This window comes from Paenibacillus sp. EB106-06-01-XG199 (assembly GCF_058791575.1).
Genome location: NZ_JBYTDQ010000003.1, coordinates 721,957 through 738,760 on the forward strand (window position 1 = coordinate 721,957; position 16,804 = coordinate 738,760).

The window sequence follows — 16,804 nt, forward strand, 5'->3', positions numbered from 1 at the left end:
TGTTATGAATGTATAACCAGAGCGCTTGATCCTGGAGTGGCGGCTGTTGCTGCCACTCCCTATCTGATGGATTGGACTTATGTCGCACAGTGGCTTGACTATGCGCAGAAAGGTGGATGACAGCTATGGAAGCAGTAACGGATTATGGCAGCAGAGAATTTTATGAAGGCCTGCTCCTTTCCATGATAGAGCCCTTAAAGGGTCGTTTCAGCCCGGGAAAGGCAAGACTTCAGCTTGGTGCTGAAACGGCCGGATACGGGAACAGGATTGCCGGCATGGAAGGCTTTTCACGGCTGCTATGGGGGCTGGTCCCTTATTGGGCCGGCGGCGGTGAAGATGTAAGCCTGCTTCCGGTTTATCTGGAGGGGCTTGCCAGCGGGACAAATCCGGATGCTCCCGAATATTGGGGAGACCTGCATGATAAAGACCAGCGGATGGTGGAAATGGCCGCCATCGCCTTTGGTCTGCTGATGATTCCGGAGAAATTATGGGAACCTCTGGCGGAGCATAGCCGCACCCATCTGGCAGCATGGCTGGGTCAGATTAACCTGTATTCCTTGGCCGAAAACAATTGGCAGTATTTCAATGTCATTACCAACCTGGCCCTGAAGCATGTGGGAAGTCCCTATAGCAATGAGCGGATGGAGGAGGCGATGGCTAAATATGAGTCCTTCTATTTGGGAATGGCTGGTATTCCGATGGATTGCGGCCGCAAAAGGATTACTATATATCCTTTGCCATTCATTTTTATTGCCTCCTGTACGCCAAGTTTATGGAAGAGGAAGATCCGGTAAGATCAGCACTGTTTAAAGCAAGAGCCAAAGAATTTGCCGGAACATTTATCTACTGGTTTGATGATGAAGGCAAAGCGCTGCCCTTCGGAAGGTCCATGACCTACCGCTTTGCACAGGCGGCCTTCTGGAGCATGAGCGCCATGCTGGAGCTGGATGTCCTACCGCCGGGGGTACTCAAAGGGCTAATCGGGCGGCATATGGAGCAGTGGCTCCGGCAGCCCATTTATGACAATGGCGGCGTGTTATCCATCGGTTATGCGTATCCGAATCTCAATATGTCAGAGGGATATAATGCCTCCGGTTCCCCCTATTGGGCCTTCAAAACCTTCGCCCTCCTCGCCCTTCCCGCGGAACACGAGTTCTGGAAAGTGAAGAGCGAACCCTTGCCCAAGCTGGAAAAACAGATGGTCATCCCAGAGTGTAATATGCTCATCAGCCGCAGGGGGTATGATGTTACGGCGCTTACGAGTGGGCAATATCCGGTTCTGCAGCTTACCCACGCAGCGGAAAAATATGCGAAATTCGCTTATTCCACCCGGTTCGGTTTCAGCTGTCCCAGATCGTACTGCCAGTTGCACGAGGCAGGAACCGATAGTATGCTGGCTTTTTCCGTTCACAATATGATTTACGTAAGAAGAGGTTGCCTGGAATTTTCCGTCACCGAAACAGAGGTATATTCCAAATGGAGCCCTGTAGAAGGCATCGAGGTGGAGACATGGCTGATTCCCACCGCTAAGGGGCATATCCGGCGCCACATCATCACAAGTCAGCTGGAATGCACCGCTTACGACTGCGGCTTTGCTTATCCGGACTTGCCCGGAGAGACCCGCAGCCACGCGGGCGGCACGCTAGCTGTGGTCACAGATTCTAACGGCAGAAGCACTGCGGCCTCCGAAACCGGCAAAGCGATGGTCATCACCAGCGCGCCCAATACCAATCTGATTTTCCCCACAACGATCATCCCTGCCATCGAATACCGGATTCCCAAGGGAAGAATTCGTGTCGAAACCAGAATTGAAACAGACTTTGCAGACGTCAAAATACGGACAGGAAGTGGAAACGGTTATGAGATATGCAGTTAGTGAAGCAGACCGCCAGTGGGCGGCCCAAGTTTGGGATAAGCTTGCCATAAAATTAAAAGCAGAGTGTCAGCGCACCGGCCCGATCATGCCCTATATTCCAGTCAATGGAACCTACGAAGACATGGGAGAACGTAATCTTGTCTGGTGGACAAACGGCTTCTGGGGCGGCATCCTGTGGCAGATGTACCACGCCACCAAGGACGATGTGTACAAAGAAACGGCTGAACAAATTGAAGCAAGGCTGGATCAAGGGTTCGCTGACTATATAGGCCTGGATCACGACATGGGATTTTTGTGGCTACATACGGCAGTGGCCGATTACCGGCTCACAGGAAATAAGCAATCCCGAATCCGGGGGCTTCATGCAGCAGGTATTCTGGCCGGGCGGTTCCAGCCAGCCGGAGAATATATCCGCGCCTGGAATGAAGGGCTGGAGGGCATCGCCATTGTGGATTGCCTGATGAATCTGCCGCTGCTGTATTGGGCAGCTGACCAGCGAAAGGACTCCGGCTTAAAGCAGATTGCAATTAAGCACGCAGATATGGCGCTACTGTACGTATTGCGGTCGGATGGCTCCTGCAATCACTTAGTGAAATTTGATACGGAAACCGGCGAGTATCTGGATAATCCGGGAGGCCAAGGGTATGAAAGCGGCTCTTCCTGGACCCGCGGCCAGTCCTGGGCCATCTATGGCATGGCGCTTTCCTACCGGTATACCAAGAAGCCGGAATATCTGAATGCCGCCAAACGGACGGCGCATTATTTCATCGCGAGTGCGGCCGTGAATGATTACGAGGTGGTCATCGATTTCCGTTCGCCGGAGGAGCCTGTTTATTATGATACGACTGCCGCCGTATGCGCCGCTTGCGGACTGCTGGAGCTATCGGAATTTGTAGGCGAGTATGAGAAAGGGTTGTATATAAAGGCGGCGGTCCGTCTCTTGAGAAAGATCGACGAGAAATTCTGTGAGTGGAACCCCGAAATGGATTCGATCGTCTCCCACGGCTCCGGAAAGTATCACCGGGAGTCGGACCGGGAAGTACCAATCATTTACGGCGACTACTTTTTCCTGGAAGCAATCCTTCGGTTGCTGGACCGAGACTTTTTGATTTGGTAAAAGGAGGCCGCTAACCTCTAATTCTTCATAGAAATAGGGGGTCCCGAAAAGATATGCTCCCCATATAGTAGACAGGTGAAATAATAAAAACCTGTTACTGTATGGGGAGCATTTTTATGGAACAAAAGAAGTTTACAGCGCTCGTACCAAGACGCCCAATCGAATTTACCATGCCGCCGCGTCTCACATATGTCTCAAATGTTGATGCTGCCTTCGATCAACCGTACCTGGATATCCATTTTTACTCCTAACTACCTATGATTGCTTCTACCTCTGAAACGAATTAAAAATGAAAAATTCAGTTGAAAAGACCTATGAAATAATCATGAAATAATAACGATAGAATATAGGATATACCAATTCAATTTGCAGGGAGAAGATTTTGTGAAGAAAATAGGTAGTTTGTTGGTGATCGGTTGTATGCTTGCAGCATTTTTCATGGCATTCTCTGTTTATGCAACAAGTACAGCAAGTTATTACGTTTCACCGGCTGGCAGTGACAGCAATCCAGGAACCGAAAGTAAACCATTTAAGAGTTTGATGAAAGCACAATCAGCAGCGTCCTCCGGGGAAACCGTATATATTCGTGGAGGTGTTTATGATGAGTTTGAAATTGCAAAAACCGATAGTACTTACAATTATGTAAATGATTTTATCAAGAGCGGGATTTCCTATGTGGCTTATCCTGGAGAACGCCCTGTTTTCGATTTTCAAAATGTACCTACTAATTTACGTGTCGCTGCTTTTTATGTTGAAGATGGTGTGACTGGCATCACGTTCAATGGATTTGATGTCATAGGGATTAAAGTAGGGGAACGGGAGCAATCTGAAGCCTTTAGAATTAAAGGGCAAGCCGATATCACTAATGTGGCTGCTCATAATAATGAAGCGATTGGTTTTTACTATACTGGACGTGGAACAGGAACTGTCCTGAATTCGGATGCTTATAACAATATTGGACCTACTGATGTATCTGCTAAAAATACAGATGGTTTTGGTGCTCATGGAGGAGCTGTTTCTTTCATTAACTCCCGCGCCTGGAATAACAGTGATGATGGTTTTGACAGTATCAGTTCAACCGGAGCAGTGATTTATGACCATTGCTGGTCGTTTAATAATCAGGGGAATCAAAATGGTGTAGGTGACCAAAATGGGTTTAAGGTTGGCGGATATGCTTACAGAACAACTGGAATTCCAGATCCCTTGCCGATACATACCGTTAAATACTCCTTAGCTGTTAATAACGGAGCTAATGGCTTTTATGCTAATCATATGCCAGGACAATCCGCTAACTGGACTAATAACACAGCCTATAACAATGCTAAATCTAACTTTGATATGCTAGAACGGGTTAGTCCAACTGATATAAACAACATACCTGGTTACAGAGAAATTTTACATAATAACATTGCTTACAAAGGTACAACAATAAGAAATGATAACAATTCAACAGAAAATGTAGCCAATAACTCTTGGACAATTGATGGTGGTCTTCAGATCACTTCCGAAGATTTTGTAAGCTTGGATACGTCCCAATTATCTGCACCCAGAAAATCAGACGGCAACTTACCTGATGTTACATTTATGAAGCCTGTATCCTCCAGTCCTCTCTTCAAATACGATTTAGGCTATCTTGCTGACAAATAAGACATCTGGTTTCCTTACAGACCCAATAACATGAATAAGGCTGCAGGTGATATTTATCCCTGAGTCTTTTTTTATTTTAGCTTTTGGCTCGATTGAACATACCACTAGTACTCAGACGGTAGTCCCCCTGCCACTCATTAGAACAAAGAGGTGAAATGCTTCGAAACTTTGATAAACGTCTATTACTGCGAACACATACAGCTTATGATTGTTATTAGTATCAATTTAAAAGATGAGTAAGGGTGAAACTAGATGAGAAAACGATGACAAGTTCACTCTTAATGTCAAGAAAGCCTTCAGCAGCTATGTAAAGTCCTGTCTTACAGTCATTTACTCTCACTTGGAATACAGTTCCAAAGTATCTTCAGTATCAACAATGAGCGGTGTTTTGGTCTTTTAATAAAAAAGATCGCACAGCCCTCAATATTTCATGAGAGTCATGCGATCTTCTCCTCGTTCTCTCCTTCGGAAAAAGGAGAGAACTGCAGGAGAGAACTCGTTAAAAAGTTCTCTCCCAAGTTGTTTTAAAAACCAAGGTTTTCCGGAAAAACCCTTATAAATCAAGGATGCCGAGGACGGGGGTCGAACCCGTACGGTACTCACGTACCGCAGGATTTTAAGTCTTGAAGTAGCCCCTTTAGCTCCACATCTACACTAATGAAAGATCGCACATAAATCCTTTAACCACGCGGGTTAACGGCTATTATTTGTTCAAAACACTTCTGCATTCAGGGATTGGGATATGCAGCCATGTTAGCAAATATGTTAGCAAAATAGTGGGCAGAAGTCTTATATTTCTGCCTTAAGGTCTTATTTAATAATCTTTCAGGAGATTTTCGACGAATCTCAGAACAGAAAAAGTGCGGTCAAACACCTGACTATAAGGAATCTATAAAATAATGGGAGCAGTTAAATCTAATATTTTCTCTATTTCATTTATTTTATATAGAATTTTTTTGTTGGTTCTTGTTAAATCCTCAGAAATGACTCCCACACTATCAAAAGGTAATAAACCAAGCAAAAAGGATCTATAACCTGCTAAAAAATTATGAAGTTTCGGTATATTGACCTTTATCTGAAAGTTCTTTTCAATCTCCGACAATAGTTCCTCAAGAGTTTTGTTGGGAGAATTTTGATAGCAATGAATAATTGCTGAGATGATTGCTGTTTTTTTACGAGATAAACGAACTTCTTTACCGACTACAAACCCATTTAAAGATATTTCATCCTTCGCTTTCCTAAACTTCTTAAGATTTAATTGAAATCCTTGACTCTTAAGAATTTTTGTAATTCCATTAATAAATACCTTCTTATGAAGAAATAAACTATCTGATGAAAAGAGTAAATCATCGACATATCTACTATAAGTAATCCCAAACTTGCGACAATATCTTGATATTCTGATATCTAAGTATCTGAAATAGATATTTGAAAGAACAGGTGACGTAACTGCTCCTTGAGGAAGACTATTATTAATAGTAGCAACTTTAATAATAAAATCCAGAAGCGTTAATTCATCATTAACACTGACATCATCGATATAATATTCCAATACCTCTCTTAGCTTTTTATCTTTGATAGAGTGAAAGAAATCCTTGATATCCAGCTTCAAATAATAAACATGCTTTACATGTGGTGTAAGATAATCGAAATATGATTTACCCTTAACGTAACCGTATGCATGATTAGAGAGTGGAATGAAGTCAAAAAAATTGTTTTTTAGTTGTTTTTGAATTCCATATAACAAATGTTCACTATCTATACATTGAATAATTCTATCAGAATTATCTTTCTTTTTTATTATTTTCTCATAATATGCAGTAAATTGAAGTTCTTCAGTTAGAAGATCAACGTACTGAGATACACTACCACGAAGAACTTTTTTCTCAAATTTACTTAAACTCTCAATTCGCATCTAAACTCTCCTAGAAAAGCAAGGGGTAAGTACATCCGAGAACCTCGAAATAATAATATAGGCCAATTAGCGTATACGTGTAAAGTGCGACAATTAGCAGGCCTTAAACCATGGATTTTCCCTTTCCCCGTTACTGGAACGTCACAAGAGATCTTTAGTTTCTTGTATAAGGGATAAAACAACTGTCATCATGGCATCTGTAGTCAATAATAATAACTACTTCTGATTTTACTACTTACCCCATACCTTTAGATAATTTTATACCATTTTTTTGAGCTTCTCAACAACTTTTCCTAATTCGGGGAAACTCGCTTGAAATAAGTTTCGATTCAAAAATATCTCATCAGATTTATCTATATTTAATTTATTATCAAAGAACCAATTTAGATAATTGGTAACCCATCCACTTGTCTTGTCTCCAAAATCGAGTGTTGATTCTTTTAATTGATTACGAATCTCTTTTATTATTCGAAACTTTCCTAGGAAGTCTTGATTATTATTATTATTATTGTTTTTTTCTTTTTCACTACTAAAGAAATCTGTTTTCCCAAAAAAAATCAATCTAAGAAATGTAGTTTTATGTTCTTCTGACGGTAAAGTGGCGTACAGATTATCAAATTTCTCTCGATCCCAATCATACTCTTGAATCCATTTGTGAAAAAGATGGTAGTTGCTCTTATTGATAATTGCACCTTCAATAGTGGAATCTAATGGGATGAAGTTATATTGGCCATAATAATGCTGGATAAGTTCTACCAGTTCTGCTCGCTCATTACTTTGTTCAATACATAGTCCAGTAGAGTCCACCTCATAATTAATTGAAGTTAACTTTTGTGTAATTTCTGCCCTTACTCTAAAAGTATCATTAAATTTCCTTTTATAATGATACTTTTCACGATTAATTATGTTATTATTTTTCATCACATTTAAGTAAGAACTACCTGAAATTGAGAACTTCTTCTTTTTAGGTGAGTAATTCAATATCTTGTCCATATCCATCATAACTAAATAGTTTATTTTGCTTTTTCTATCATTTGGATTAACTAGTTTAAGTTTATCTTCCTTGCCTTCGAAAGCATATATATCGATTTTATTCAATTCAGGGTACAAAATACGCAGATTTTTGTTATTAAAAACCTCTAACTCTGTATCTCCTTCTACAAATAAACATGCCTCAGAGAAGAATAAATTAGCTTCGTTATCCGAAATTAATCTATGTTTTTTTTCCTTAAAACCATTTAATCTTGATACATAGGACTTATTATAAAATTCCGTATTAGTTATGTGAAACATTTCATACTCATTGTGCTCAACTATTATATTCTTTACAAAAGTCGGTGAGTGAGTTGCAAAAATCCATTTAGTTGTTGAGAATCTATCATATTCTTTGATTTCTCTTGTAAATTGTTCTATTTTTTTTAAATGAAGATGAAGTTCTGGTTCGTCTATCATTATCATTGGACTTGATAAATGTTTATTATTAAAAAGACGTAAGATTAATTTCACATATAAACTCATAAATGAATATGAATTCATTCCATAAGAACCCTGGTTCAACTGATGGACTTCGTACTCGAATTTATTCCCACCTAATTGAAGCTGTATAATCTGGCTGATCTTTTCGTAAATATTTGATTGTTGAATTCGAATATTTGATTTTTCAATTTCTGAAATAATCTCATGAATCACCGTATCATAATTATCTTGTACTTCATCATCTAATTCAAAAACCCCTTTAATGTTCCCTTTTATAGAAACTTTTTTTCTAAAAGGCGCTATCTCCCCTATAAGCTTCCAAATCGATTCCCAATTATATAAATCAATACTTCTAGACTCTAAAAAATAAATAGGGAATCTAACAGAAATAAATGCACGAAATTCATACTCTTTTACATTCCAATTGATTGATTTATCTTGACGATTGTATCTTAAAGTAAGTGTACATGTATCTTTTAAAGTGTATTTATCGACATATCTTTTTATTTTATCTCCAATTTCATTCGAAGGGTCTATACCATTCTGAAATTGACTAAAGTCAATGTTTGAAAAAAAGTCATCTAAAAACACATTATTAGTGTGTATACTACCTTGTACTTTATTGATTAACTCTGTAAAATCATACTCTATTGAAATTTCAATTTCATCGTTATAAGGATTACTTTTACTAAACATTGAGTCATCATAAAACTCTCTAGTTAGGTTTGTGTGGAAAAAATTGATAATTTTCATAATGTTTGATTTGCCAACATTATTGATACCTATAAAACAATTTATATTTTTATTTAAATTAAGCTCAAGAAAATCGATTGACTTGCAGTTTTTAATTGTTATTTTTGTGATAGACACTTAATTACGCCCTTTTCTGATATCAAATGGGTGATAGGAATTTAATAATAGTTTTGGCTCTAATTATTCTTTTTCAAAATTATCATTGAATGTTTTGCATTATTGTATAAATATCGCAGATCTCAGCCTAAAGGAATTTGCTGGCTTTTGTCCTCAAAAAAAACTGAGAATTATGTTGTAAATAAGCTGTAGCGTTTTCCTAATACTGCCTCATTAACGATATAACCGAGCAGGAACTAGTAAACGTCAAATGTATCTGGTTTCGCTCATTATAGAATGTATTTACATTGATTATATATACTAATGGCACAATCTCCAGCGCCACTGAATTACGTAACAAGGATTTTTTAATTCGAGATTTAATTCATTTCTATAACCAATCTTCAGGGATTAACGCTTCCTTTTCTCCTCTCCATCTTTCAACTACATGGATGTCTTGTTCTGTGCCACTCCAAGTAATTTCATCAGCATGTTCAATAATTATCAACTGAACGGAGTGTTTTGTTAAACCTAAGCAGGTTGAAAGAGCAGTGAAAATTTTTTGAACTCGTATTATATCTTCTTGTCTAAAAGCAGGAGGGGAAGTAATTTGTTTTCCTTCCTCAGCTTGATCTTCTGGTCTACTCTGTACAATTTTTTCAGGGAAATATACTTGACTAGGCTGGTCAATGATAAGGAATTGAGGTACAGGGTTCCATTTCAAATCAATAAAAAACTCATGTAAGGCGAGTAGAGTGGCCACATGATACCCCATCCAGTTAGCACCACTACCAATTTCCCAAAGATAATCTTCCCTTTGCCCGGATTTTTTTTTCAAGGTTAAATTAGTTATATCAAGTTCAATTGGCTGATCTGCATCTTCAACACCTAAAAAATCCGCATACCTATTTATTTTTTCTGAGATTGTATTTAAAGCTAATTTAAGTTTTGCCTCTATACCCTTAGGATCTATTTTCCGTTTTAAAATAAAAATTTGTTCTTCCAGTGCTTTTACTTCGGTTTCTAAGTCATTATTTTCATGCGTTAGTTTATAATCAGATAGTGATTTTTCTAGACGCCCAATAAATCGAAAAATCTCTTGTTCAGTTTGTCTGGTTCTTCTTACTTCCTCTGATTCTATTTCTAATTCAGTTCTTTGCTTTCTGATGAAGTTCAGTGAACTTTCTAATTCTTTTAGTCGAATTCTAAGTTTAACAATTTCCCTATCTAACATAGCAGAGGATTTTTCAATGTTATTTGAAGTTGAACTGATTTTTGATTGATAATTGTAAAGCCGATGTATTTCATCATGTGCTTTACTGTTTTCAGAACCGCAAAATGGACATACTGTTTTAGGCTCTAGTAACTGAACTAACCAATTAGACGGTTGTAACCTTTCTTGTTGCGCATCAAGAGATTCCTGATATAGCTTTTCTGATTCAAAAAGTCTAGTCATTTTATATAATCTCTGTCTCAGAGAGCCAATTTCATGAGAGAGATTAAGTTCTTCTTTAAATAAATTACTTAGCTCTGTTACAGCAGCTTGTGTATCTATGTTCTTAAATGTTAACGTCTGTGATTGAATTCTTTTTGGTATTTCTGATAATTGACTTATATATACTTGCGTAGACCAGCCTAATTCCGAACTAGAGGGATTTAAGAGTAGTCCGTATTCTTTTGCTTGAGCATAGTAACTTTTCAAATTATAGAACCAATGAGAATTGATCTTTTTTATTTCAGAAAGCTCGTTCTGTTTCTGTTTATGCTCCTTTTCCAACTCTTTCAGTTGTTGTCTTAAATATAGAATTTCTTTATCAATTGCACCAAGGACAAGTGGGAATATATTCTTCAATCTCTCTCTGTTTTGATATGTATCAGCCTTATAAAAAAGAGTATATGGGTTTGCTACTATATGTTGAGGTTGGAACTGAAAAGCTGAAAAATCTCTGAAACTGGCTCTTTTGTTTGAAGATTCACTATCATTCTCATCTGATAATGTTAGGAAAGGAAGGGTAGCAATTTCATTAAGTTTATTTTTCAGAAATTCAACATTGCGTTCTGCTTCAGGTCTGGGTAGTTTTTCCAGGTCTACATTTTCAAAAATGAATACATCACCACTTTGGCTATGTATTCCAGGCTCTTTACGAGCTAGTAATATCAGTTCTCCTTTGATTGCCACAACAATACCAAACCAATCGGTTTTTTCTCTAATGATACCCACAGGAATTGTACATTTAGAACTTCCTAAACAATAATCAATTATGGGGATTATAGAGGATTTCCCTTTCTGACTATCACCAGTAATAACGTTAATTTTGGTCACATCGAAACTTAAAATTCTTTCCTTTTTACTTTTGTCCTTTGGCCACAATATGATATGTTTTATCTTAAAATCCATAGTTAAAACCTCACTTTTAACAGATGACATAGTTCAGAGAAGTCAATCGTTGCAAACCAATAACCAAGACGATCAGACGCTGCAATCATTCGCTTAATACTTTCGTTTTCACTGTATTTTGGAACAGAAGTCCGTACTGGTATAAAATTGCAAGTTTCCTGTTCATACATGAGGAGTTTGCTAGAGAGGCACATATTAATAGCACTAAAAGTCATTTTTGACATGTTTTGAGTTCTTTCTTGCAACCCTACAAAAAAACTCCTATTGTCATTTAATGCTACAAAAAATCCCTTCTTATAATTTCTCCTGTGAATAGAATTAACAATACTTTCATTAAAAACTAGTGGCAGGATTAACATAAGAGCTTGTATATCGACACCTTTATTTTCCTCAGTAGTGGAGTAATACTTTACAGAAAATGACCAAAGAACTAAAGAAGCGAGGGCTACATTTTGAACTATTTCATACTCATCTAAATGGTCCAATAGTTATTCTCCTTGTTTCAGCAAAAATTTAAACTCAGGGTGCCAACCCAAAGCTAATTGTTTATTATTTGCAAGCCTATGGTAGCTACCACGAGTTAAATAATATTGTTCTGTAGGTTGATTTGCTAATGGTTCCCTATGTTCTAATGTCTTTGTGAGAATTTCCATTCCCATATCTTCGCCTAAGATGCTGGCATCCGTACAAGTTTTTAAAGATCTTTTATATTTTCGATCATATTGAGCGAAGATAATTTCCCATCTATCCATTAAATTCTGATCAAATCTATCCATTTCTTCCTTTGTTATATCTCCTTCAATACTGAAACGAGTTCTCTCGTGATTGCATCGTAAATAGTCTTCAATAGAACTAATTAGGAGACTATCATCTTGTTCCAAGGCTATTAAATACAGTTGTCTAACAAACAACTCATTATATTGAGATTCTTTATCTACCAGTGAAAGAGTGATAAGAGATTTATCTGTTTCTATAAAACGCTTATTATTATATCTAGTTAATATTTTTTGATAGTGTTCAGTAAATTTATCTCTGGATAACCAAGCAGGCTTATTATTACGCCAACAATGCATAGCGGTACTGTGAACCCATCCCAGTAAAGAATTATAAATTTCTTCAAAAGGGAGACTTTCTGATATATGTAATAGTGATTTTATTTCTTCTTTCAATTTATTACCATGACTGCTATTACTGCCATCACATAAAACAATTTTTCTTAATAATTTCCGAAGAAGGCTTATGTCATATTCACATACTTTATCTGCATACTTCTTAATACCATCTGGGACATTAGCGGCATGAGTTATAATTGTGTCCGAACACGTAATGCAATCCTGATTGGAGGTTGCCTTTCCAATTTTTACAACTAAACCATCTTTAACTATTTTGTTTGTAACTAGATGAAATTCAGTATTCTCTAAATCAAATCCTGGTTCCGCAGCAGCTTTTAGCCATATACATAAAGTATTCCATAAATCTTTACTATTATCACCAAACGGAATGTTATTGGATATAGAATGTTTATCTTGTTCGTATATATGGTTTTCTCCATCTTTAGCGATTCGGACTACGTCATCTTCTGTTTCAATTCCAACCAAAGCTCCCATTTTACTTTTTGCAAGCCAAAAAACTGCTCTTTCCGGTTGAAAGAGATATCCAGATATGCTTCCTGGGGCAGCGTGCTTATTAACATAACTAGAAATAATTATCTCTCCTATCTACCTAAAACTAAATATAGACTTTAGAACTAAGTCAAAATACATAATTCGTCAGTAATCTACCATCTCCTTCCAAACACGCGTTCTATATAAGGGAATTGTATATATTTGTCGCAATTTTGAAAAATTCAATTCTATATTATATATGTAATAATCAGAAATTACTTGGGAGGAAAACACCATGCGACAGCCTAAGGATAATGATCTGAGACAATTAGTATCTGAATCATTAAGGGAAAGCAATGACAGCTACACAATTCAAGAGCTTTTCGAACGCTTTCCTACTGCTACAGAACTAATGGATGTATCAGAGCAACAGTTGGTATCTATAAAAGGAATCGGCAAGGGAAAAGCTCGGCAAATTACAGCTATGCTAAAGCTTGCTAAGGCACTCACCTACCCGGAGCAGTCTAGCAATTCTATCCGAAGTCCCAAAGACGTTTATGATCTCCTCAAACCCGAACTCCATTTTAAACAGAAAGAACACTTCATTTGCCTCTTCCTCAATACCAAGAACCGCCTCATCTTCAAAGAAACCATCTCTATAGGCTCTCTGAACGCCGCAATCGTCCATCCCAGAGAAGTATTCCATGCAGCTATTAGACGCTGTAGTGCCTCACTCATTTGCGCTCACAACCACCCGAGCGGAGACCCGGAGCCATCAATAGAGGACGTGAATCTTACAAAACGACTTATAGCCGCTGGGGAAATCATAGGAATAGAAGTCCTTGATCATGTAATAATTGGTGGCAATCGCTTCTATAGTTTGAAAGAACATGGGCATTTCTAAAGTTCACTAAACAGCTTTTATTGGCATGTCCTTCAAATAATCAGATGAAAAGACATCTCTTAAGTGCTTTTATCCACGGTTTAACCACACTCCGTATCAATTCTCTACTATAAGCATTGATATCCGTACTATATCCTGTTGAGCCTCTTACCAAAAAATTCTATCGTTTGATTAGGGGTGAAGGGAAATGAACAGCATCGAATCAATTGGGGAAAATATCAGGATTTTACGATTGAAACATGGTTTCAGTCAGGAGCAGCTTGCACTAAGTGCAGGGGTAAACACATCTTACATTGGGCAGATCGAACGTGGAGAAAAGAACCCTACGATCAAAATACTAGAACAAATCTCGGCTGCTCTGGAGATCACCTTAGTTGACTTATTGACTTTGTATGATCCGAAGGGAGGTGTGAGAAGCGGTTGCCATCCGTCAGCTTTAACTATAACCCCTGAAACCATTAAGCAGTGTCTACTGGAAGTATTGATGGACAACACAAATATGATTATTGAAAACAAGAAAGAAACTTAAAGGGCAGTTAGTCTTTTAGTTATTGAAAAATAGCATATCAATCATATTGGAGGAAATATAATGATGAACAGTGCTTCAGGCAAGCTTACATTTGCCCAAGAACCTATAGTCTTAGAGAATCCTATGAAGGGCTACAGAAAATGGTACTACGGCTTAATTCCTGTATCATGCATTTCTTTTATGATAATCGGGGGTCTGGGATTTGGTTTGTTTATTGGTTTCATTATTGGATGGGCTTTGGCCTATATGGTTGTAAACGGAATAGCCGGAGTAAGGTTATTGAAGTTAAACTTCGCAAATCATCCTATGTCGGCACTAATTACAAATGAACAGTTATATGAGCGGTTGGGTACTTTCACCCATCCCGATTTCACAGTTGAAAAAGGACAGGGACGTGTTCGCTTTGTATTTAAAAATAAGACTGTGCATACAATCTGGATTGATGAGAAAAAACAGACGTATTCTGTCATTTCAAGATTCAAGAAAAGGAGCATGATTACTAATCGGCATAATTCAGGTATCAAAGAATACATACATGCCTATAATGCCAACCCTATTGTTCAAAATGCTGTTAATTCAGCAACTCTATCCTCCAAGAAACAAGTAGGTACTCTTTTTCAAAAAGCATAATTCAAATTATATTGGAGGATATAAGCCCATGATTGAAATCTACGTTCTTCTTTCTATACCGTTTGGTTGGAAATTCATAAGCAAGCTACAACGTAACATCACCGTATTTACGACGATTTCTAATTACATCGTTTACAAAATAATCTTGTCTGTATTTGTTGGTTGGGCGGTAACACCGTTTTACTTGATCGGATATCTCTTTAAGTTAATTCGAATGTTTAATCCACCCTCAAAGACTAAGCAGCAAACAAAATAGAATCATCAATGCAACGGGGAGAGCAGCGCTCTTCCCGTTTATTTTGCGTTAATCCCTGAGAGGAGGTGAGAATCATGGATAAAGTAATTGAAGCTGCCGGGAAGACAGCGCTGACCGCAGCGGGCGCACTAATCGGAGGAGGAGCAGGAGCAGCACTTGGCACAGCAATATTCCCTGGTGCAGGAACAGCCGTTGGTTATTTATTCGGTGTTGGATATGGAACACTCAGCGGACTTAAAGCTTGGAAACATTAATCAAAATAAAGTAATTGGAGGAATTAAACGATGAGTGATTTTTGGGAGCGTGTAGTAGAGACTGCTGTAGATGCAGTGAGCCAAACGATTGAAAACAAATTTGATGTGGTCGAAACCGCACAGGATTTATACGATAAGTATAAAAAAGATTAATAAGAATCAGCTACTTGAAGCCCGTATTTTAATTAATAGCGGGCTTCAGTTCATTCAAATTCATCTTGAATTTTCGCATAAGGATTCTCAATATAATCAATTCCCCATTCTTCAGGAATGAGCACAGGATTTATATTCAAATCCCTAAGCTTCTTAAGAAGCTTACCAAATTTATCAGAAGATTTCTTAGCATTTGCACCATTAATATAAACTTCTTTTGCTTTAGTGATTCCACCGCAATGTTCGATGAATTTAAGCAAAGAAATGAGTGTTCGACGCTTCATAGAATTGGGCACACTTTGATTTATTATTTGCTCTGCTCTCTTTAAGGTATGATAATCACCCTTACCAACAATCAGTTTGTAAAACTTCATTACTTCATTTTTCAATTTTTCTTGGTCTAATAATTCCTTCACAGTTTCTTTTCCATCTCGAACTTGAGTTTCAAATCGGAGTATTCCTTTTGTCATTGTAAAATCTATAAATTTCTTACCAGATTCTTTTTCTTTATTTAATAGTGTCTCAAAACGATTATACCAATTGACCGTTTTATTCTCTGACATCAAATAACAATTAGTAATGGAACAGAAGTAAGCCTTGGTTTTTTGATTATTCCAGAAGTAATCTGGAATGAACCCTTTTTTAAATAAGGATATATATTTAGGAATTAATTGTTCTGGTAGCTTTATATCTACAGCAGCTTCTATTCTTTTAGCTGTCCAATCAAAAAAATCAGGGACTTTCAAGGAGAGAATGTCCTGTAATATATAATTAAAGACATTTCGAACACCTTCAAATTCAGAAATCTTTATTATGCAATAGTATCCATCTTTATCAATAGTAAGCTTGGGACGTAGACGCACCTCTATGGAATAGTAGCCCCAAGACGCAGAGCGTAATCGAATTTCTTGAAAACCAAACTCAGAGAATGCATTGGTGATATGGGCATTTTTATCATACTTGTCTTTACGAAGTTGGCCCCTAGTGAAGTGTTTCTTCAGGTATGCCTGCATTAACGTAAAGGCCTTATCATGTTCTCTCTTAGTCATTACATACACCAGATACATCATATCCACCATGAATGAACAGCACCTCCAATACCCCTCAAAGCCTACATGACAACATCTAGTTGGCGGAGGGGTATTATTATCTAAGTCAAGGTACTGTTATGGAAACAATAAAAAAGTACACTCCAG

14 protein-coding genes and 1 pseudogene are annotated in these 16,804 nt (G+C 37.8%); 9 read left to right on the forward strand and 6 right to left on the reverse strand.

The features are described 5' to 3' along the window. Positions 1-182: 182 nt before the first annotated feature. The 4 genes and pseudogenes from AC3WT9_RS13970 to AC3WT9_RS13985 form a co-directional block, all read left to right on the forward strand. Positions 183-1,117, forward strand: a pseudogene (locus AC3WT9_RS13970) (DUF2264 domain-containing protein); the annotation flags it as partial. An 81-nt stretch (positions 1,118-1,198) separates the two neighbouring features. Further along, on the forward strand, positions 1,199-1,876 hold the full coding sequence (locus AC3WT9_RS13975; protein WP_492407711.1) for a DUF2264 C-terminal domain-containing protein: 678 nt from the start codon (positions 1,199-1,201) through the stop codon (positions 1,874-1,876). Beyond that, positions 1,860-2,993 (forward strand): glycoside hydrolase family 88 protein, encoded by a 1,134-nt coding sequence (locus AC3WT9_RS13980; RefSeq protein ID WP_341095347.1) that lies wholly within the window; start codon positions 1,860-1,862, stop codon positions 2,991-2,993. Before AC3WT9_RS13975 ends, AC3WT9_RS13980 begins: the two co-directional genes overlap by 17 nt. 384 nt (positions 2,994-3,377) lie before the next feature. After that, positions 3,378-4,640 (forward strand): right-handed parallel beta-helix repeat-containing protein, encoded by a 1,263-nt coding sequence (locus AC3WT9_RS13985; protein ID WP_341095349.1) that lies wholly within the window; start codon positions 3,378-3,380, stop codon positions 4,638-4,640. Positions 4,641-5,529: 889 nt separating this feature from the next. Here AC3WT9_RS13985 and AC3WT9_RS13990 read toward each other — a convergent pair. From AC3WT9_RS13990 to AC3WT9_RS14010, 5 genes are all read right to left on the reverse strand, one after another. Then, on the reverse strand, positions 5,530-6,555 hold the full coding sequence (locus tag AC3WT9_RS13990) for a reverse transcriptase family protein (RefSeq protein ID WP_492407671.1): 1,026 nt from the start codon (positions 6,553-6,555) through the stop codon (positions 5,530-5,532). A gap of 258 nt (positions 6,556-6,813) precedes the next feature. After that, a complete protein-coding gene (locus AC3WT9_RS13995; RefSeq protein ID WP_492407672.1) occupies positions 6,814-8,901 on the reverse strand; it encodes a retron Eco8 family effector endonuclease in 2,088 nt (695 codons plus the stop codon). Between the two features lie 370 nt (positions 8,902-9,271). Then, positions 9,272-11,278 carry a DUF3732 domain-containing protein gene (locus tag AC3WT9_RS14000; RefSeq protein WP_492407673.1) on the reverse strand — a complete coding sequence of 669 codons (2,007 nt, stop codon included), beginning with the start codon at positions 11,276-11,278 and terminating at the stop codon, positions 9,272-9,274. Between the two features lie 2 nt (positions 11,279-11,280). Continuing rightward, complete coding sequence (locus AC3WT9_RS14005) at positions 11,281-11,763, reverse strand: three component ABC system middle component (protein WP_492407674.1); 483 nt, start codon at positions 11,761-11,763, stop codon at positions 11,281-11,283. A gap of 3 nt (positions 11,764-11,766) precedes the next feature. Next, positions 11,767-12,885 carry an ABC-three component system protein gene (locus AC3WT9_RS14010; protein ID WP_492407675.1) on the reverse strand — a complete coding sequence of 373 codons (1,119 nt, stop codon included), beginning with the start codon at positions 12,883-12,885 and terminating at the stop codon, positions 11,767-11,769. Between the two features lie 292 nt (positions 12,886-13,177). Between AC3WT9_RS14010 and radC the strand changes: the two genes are divergently transcribed. The 5 genes from radC to AC3WT9_RS14035 all read left to right on the forward strand — a co-directional run bounded on the left by radC (position 13,178) and on the right by AC3WT9_RS14035 (position 15,608). After that, positions 13,178-13,786 carry a RadC family protein gene (gene radC, locus AC3WT9_RS14015; RefSeq protein ID WP_492407676.1) on the forward strand — a complete coding sequence of 203 codons (609 nt, stop codon included), beginning with the start codon at positions 13,178-13,180 and terminating at the stop codon, positions 13,784-13,786. Between the two features lie 187 nt (positions 13,787-13,973). After that, on the forward strand, positions 13,974-14,315 hold the full coding sequence (locus AC3WT9_RS14020; protein WP_492407677.1) for a helix-turn-helix domain-containing protein: 342 nt from the start codon (positions 13,974-13,976) through the stop codon (positions 14,313-14,315). Between the two features lie 60 nt (positions 14,316-14,375). Beyond that, the gene (locus tag AC3WT9_RS14025) at positions 14,376-14,945 is read left to right on the forward strand and encodes a hypothetical protein (RefSeq protein WP_492407678.1); all 570 of its coding nucleotides are present in this window, start codon (positions 14,376-14,378) and stop codon (positions 14,943-14,945) included. A 330-nt stretch (positions 14,946-15,275) separates the two neighbouring features. Continuing rightward, entirely contained in the window at positions 15,276-15,455 is a 180-nt protein-coding gene (locus AC3WT9_RS14030; RefSeq protein WP_492407679.1) for a hypothetical protein, read from the forward strand. Positions 15,456-15,485: 30 nt separating this feature from the next. Next, a complete protein-coding gene (locus AC3WT9_RS14035) occupies positions 15,486-15,608 on the forward strand; it encodes a hypothetical protein (RefSeq protein ID WP_492407680.1) in 123 nt (40 codons plus the stop codon). A 50-nt stretch (positions 15,609-15,658) separates the two neighbouring features. On the opposite strand, the gene AC3WT9_RS14040 is transcribed toward AC3WT9_RS14035, so the two are convergent. Next, on the reverse strand, positions 15,659-16,687 hold the full coding sequence (locus AC3WT9_RS14040; protein ID WP_492407682.1) for a hypothetical protein: 1,029 nt from the start codon (positions 16,685-16,687) through the stop codon (positions 15,659-15,661). Positions 16,688-16,804: the final 117 nt, after the last annotated feature.

Bases quoted from the DNA above. Each gene is read 5' to 3' on its own strand.
- AC3WT9_RS13975 (WP_492407711.1), top strand. From the start codon at position 1,199: ATGGTCATCCCAGAGTGTAATATGCTCATCAGCCGCAGGGGGTATGAT.
- AC3WT9_RS13980 (WP_341095347.1), top strand. From the start codon at position 1,860: ATGAGATATGCAGTTAGTGAAGCAGACCGCCAGTGGGCGGCCCAAGTT.
- AC3WT9_RS13990 (WP_492407671.1), bottom strand. From the start codon at position 6,555: ATGCGAATTGAGAGTTTAAGTAAATTTGAGAAAAAAGTTCTTCGTGGT.
- AC3WT9_RS14000 (WP_492407673.1), bottom strand. From the start codon at position 11,278: ATGGATTTTAAGATAAAACATATCATATTGTGGCCAAAGGACAAAAGT.
- AC3WT9_RS14010 (WP_492407675.1), bottom strand. From the start codon at position 12,885: ATGGGAGCTTTGGTTGGAATTGAAACAGAAGATGACGTAGTCCGAATC.
- radC (WP_492407676.1), top strand. From the start codon at position 13,178: ATGCGACAGCCTAAGGATAATGATCTGAGACAATTAGTATCTGAATCA.
- AC3WT9_RS14020 (WP_492407677.1), top strand. From the start codon at position 13,974: ATGAACAGCATCGAATCAATTGGGGAAAATATCAGGATTTTACGATTG.
- AC3WT9_RS14025 (WP_492407678.1), top strand. From the start codon at position 14,376: ATGATGAACAGTGCTTCAGGCAAGCTTACATTTGCCCAAGAACCTATA.
- AC3WT9_RS14030 (WP_492407679.1), top strand. From the start codon at position 15,276: ATGGATAAAGTAATTGAAGCTGCCGGGAAGACAGCGCTGACCGCAGCG.
- AC3WT9_RS14035 (WP_492407680.1), top strand. From the start codon at position 15,486: ATGAGTGATTTTTGGGAGCGTGTAGTAGAGACTGCTGTAGATGCAGTG.
- AC3WT9_RS14040 (WP_492407682.1), bottom strand. From the start codon at position 16,687: ATGGTGGATATGATGTATCTGGTGTATGTAATGACTAAGAGAGAACAT.